This window comes from Leifsonia sp. (genome assembly GCF_051955155.1).
Lineage (GTDB): Bacteria > Actinomycetota > Actinomycetes > Actinomycetales > Microbacteriaceae > Leifsonia.
On record NZ_JBQCGZ010000113.1, the window covers coordinates 1 to 3,351 of the forward strand.

The 3,351-nt window shown below is 70.5% G+C and carries 3 protein-coding genes; 1 reads left to right on the forward strand and 2 read right to left on the reverse strand.

Annotated features, from left to right (window positions below):
* Positions 1-142: 142 nt before the first annotated feature.
* Positions 143-733, forward strand: a complete 591-nt coding sequence (locus ACTHMF_RS12205; protein ID WP_440317875.1) for a nitroreductase family protein — start codon at positions 143-145, stop codon at positions 731-733.
* 14 nt (positions 734-747) lie between these two features.
* Here the strand turns inward: ACTHMF_RS12205 and ACTHMF_RS12210 are convergent, their stop codons facing one another.
* A complete protein-coding gene (locus tag ACTHMF_RS12210; RefSeq protein WP_440317876.1) occupies positions 748-1,812 on the reverse strand; it encodes a zinc-dependent alcohol dehydrogenase family protein in 1,065 nt (354 codons plus the stop codon).
* Between the two features lie 34 nt (positions 1,813-1,846).
* Positions 1,847-3,351: AAA family ATPase (locus ACTHMF_RS12215; RefSeq protein ID WP_440317877.1), on the reverse strand; the 1,505-nt coding region annotated here is incomplete at its 5' end.

The following is a 3,351-nucleotide window of genomic DNA, read 5'->3' on the forward strand; positions in this document are numbered from 1 at the left end:
CGTGCCCGCGTGCAACAACGAGCACTTCGGCGAAAGGGGAGGGACGGGATGCGCGGGAATTCCTCCGCGAACCATGTGTTTACATGGACATAGCCAGGCAATGGAGCCGACCCCATCCCACCGAGCATCCCCTGGAGGAGCCATGCCCATCGCCGAGGCCGCCACCCGTACCGCCGACACGTCCGCGCCCCTGCTGACCACTCTCGCCGAGCGCTGGAGTCCCCGCGCGTTCGACGCCTCGGCCGAGGTGGATGACATCGTCCTGCGTTCGGCGCTCGAAGCGGCGCGCTGGTCGCCGTCGGCCTCGAACACGCAGCCGTGGCGCTTCATCGTCGCCCGCCGGGGCACGGCGGAGTTCGACACCATCGTCGCGAACCTCCAGGGCTTCAACCAGGCCTGGGCCATAGCCGCCGCGGTCCTCATCGTCGCGGCCGCTGAGGTCGTGGACGCAGAGGGTCACGAGCGCCGCTGGGCCACCTACGACCTCGGGCAGGCCGTGGCCCATCTCACCATCCAGGCCCACCACGACGGGCTGCACGCACACCAGATGGGCGGCTTCGACCCGGACGGGCTGCGTCAGGCCTTCGACCTCGAGGAGCGCTTCGAGCCGGTCTCCGTCACCGCGCTCGGTGTGCTCGGCGACCCGGACTCGCTGCCGGATCGGCTGCGCGAGCGCGAGTCGGCGCCGCGTAGCCGTCGTCCTCTGGAGGAGATCGTCCGCTACCACGGCTGACGCCGCGGCGACGGCTACGGACGCACGAGCGTCTTGATGGCGCGCCGCTCATCCATCGCGGCATACGCCTCCGCGATGTCGGTCAGCGGGAGCTCCAGGTCGAAGACGCGACCCGGCTCGATCGCACCGGACCACACGTCCGGCAGCAGGTCCTCGATGTAGTTGCGCACGGGAGCGACGCCGCCGTTCACCCCGATGTTGCTGCTGAACAACGGGCGAACCGGGAGTTCGGGTCCGCCGTTCGGGACGCCGACGTAGCCGACCATCCCACCGGGGCGCGTGGAACGGATCGCCTGATCCATCGACTCCTTGGTGCCCACCGCCTCGAGCACGCAGTCCGCGCCGATCCCGTCCAGCAGCTCCACGACGGCGGCGACCCCGGCGTCACCGCGCTCGGCGACGATGTCGGTCGCGCCGAACTCGCGGGCCAGCGCCTGGCGGCTCTCGTGGCGCGACATCGCGATGATCCGGGAAGCTCCGAGCCGCGCCGAGGCGAGCACCGCGCAGAGGCCGACCGCGCCGTCACCGACGACGACGACCGTGCTCCCCGCCGTGACGCCGGCCGAGACCGCGGCGTGGTGGCCGGTGCCCATCACATCCGACAGCGTCAGCAGGCTCGGGATGAGGTCGGCGCGCGGGTACTCGGGCGTCGCGACCAAGGAGCCGTCGGCGTGCGGGACGCGGACATACTCGCCCTGGCCGCCGTCGGCGAAGCCGCCGTTGCGGTCGTCCGCTCCCCACCAGCCGCCGTGGAGGCACGAGGTGCTGACACCGTTCCGGCAGTTCACGCACGTCATGTCGCAGTCGTAGAACGGAGCGATCACGAAGTCGCCCGGCTTGATCTTCTGCACGCCGGGGCCGACCTGCTCGACCACGCCGACGAACTCGTGGCCGATGCGGCGCGGTTCCGTCGTGGGGACCACCCCGCGGTAGGGCCACAGGTCGCTGCCGCAGACGCAGGCGGCGACCACCCGGACCACGGCATCGAGGCCGTCGGCGTCAGGGCCGGTGTACAGGACGGGAGCAGGGACCTCTTGGAGGCGCACATCGCGCTCCCCGTGGATGACAGCAGCACGCATGCTCAGAAGCCTACGCGTCCGGCGGGTGCGGCCGTCACTCGCGCACGGCCGACACCGTCAGGTGGTCGTTCTCGCTGTCGAGGTCGACCCGCACCAGATCGCCGTCCCGGACCTCGCCGGCCAGCAACTCGGTCGCGAGCCGGTCCTCGATCTCGCGCTGCATCAGGCGGCGCAGCGGGCGGGCTCCGTAGATGGGGTCGTAGCCGCGCTCGGCCAGCCAGGCCCGCGCATCCGGTGTGACCGCCAGCTCCAGGCGCCGCTCGGAGAGCCGCAGCATCAGCCGGTCGATGCCCAGCTCGACGATCTCGCCGAGCTCCTCCTGGGTCAGGGCCGAGAACACGACGATGTCGTCGAGGCGGTTCACGAACTCCGGCTTGAAGGCCTGCCGGACCAGCTGCAGCACAGCCTCCTCGCGCTCGGTCGCGTTCAGCGTCGTGTCGACGAGGAACTGGCTGCCGAGGTTCGAGGTGAGGACCAGGATGGTGTTGCGGAAGTCCACGGTGCGGCCCTGGCCGTCGGTGAGACGGCCGTCGTCCAGCACCTGCAGCAGCACGTCGAAGACCTCGGGATGCGCCTTCTCGACCTCGTCGAGCAGGATCACCGAGTACGGACGCCGGCGCACGGCCTCGGTCAGCTGACCGCCCTGCTCGTAACCGACATAGCCGGGAGGCGCTCCGACGAGGCGGGAGACGGAGAACTTCTCCCCGTACTCGCTCATGTCGATGCGGACCATCGCCTTCTCGTCGTCGAAGAGGAACGCGGCGAGCGCCTTCGCGAGTTCGGTCTTGCCGACACCGGTCGGGCCGAGGAACAGGAACGATCCGGTCGGGCGTCCGGGGTCGGAGATCCCGGCGCGCGTGCGGCGCACCGCATCCGCCACCGCTTGCACGGCCCTCTTCTGGCCGATGATCCGCCGGCCCAGCTCGTGCTCCAGGTTCAGCAGCTTCTCGGTCTCGCCCTGGGTGAGGCGGTCGACGGGGATGCCGGTCCACGCGGCGACGACGGCGGCGATGTCGTCGGCCGTGACCTGCTCGTTCACCATGCGCGGGTGGTCGTGCTCGGCCGCTTCAGCCTCGGCCAGCTCTCGCTCGATGCCCGGGATGGTCTCGTACTCGATGCGGGACGCCTCCTGGTAGCGGCCGTCGCGCAGGGCGAGGTCGCGCCGGGTCTTGGCCTCCTCGAGCTGCGACCGCAACTCGCCCACGCGGTTCAGCGACGCCTTCTCGGCGCGCCAGCGGGCCTGCAGCTCCTCCAGCTGGGCCTCCTGCTCGCGCAACCGCTCCCGCAGCTGCTCCAGGCGCTCCTTGCTCGCCTCGTCCTTCTCCTTCTTGAGGGCGAACTCCTCCAGCTTCATCCGCTCGACCTGACGCTGGAGCGTGTCGATCTCGACGGGCGCCGAGTCGATCTCCATCTTGAGCCGGGACGCGGCCTCGTCGATGAGGTCGATGGCCTTGTCCGGAAGCTGGCGCGCAGTGATGTAGCGGTTCGAGAGGGAGGCGGCGGCGACGAGCGCCGAGTCCTCGATCGTCACACCGTGGT

Coding starts and splice junctions, on each gene's coding strand:
- ACTHMF_RS12210 (WP_440317876.1), bottom strand. CDS start 1,812: ATGCGTGCTGCTGTCATCCACGGGGAGCGCGATGTGCGCCTCCAAGAG.
- ACTHMF_RS12205 (WP_440317875.1), top strand. CDS start 143: ATGCCCATCGCCGAGGCCGCCACCCGTACCGCCGACACGTCCGCGCCC.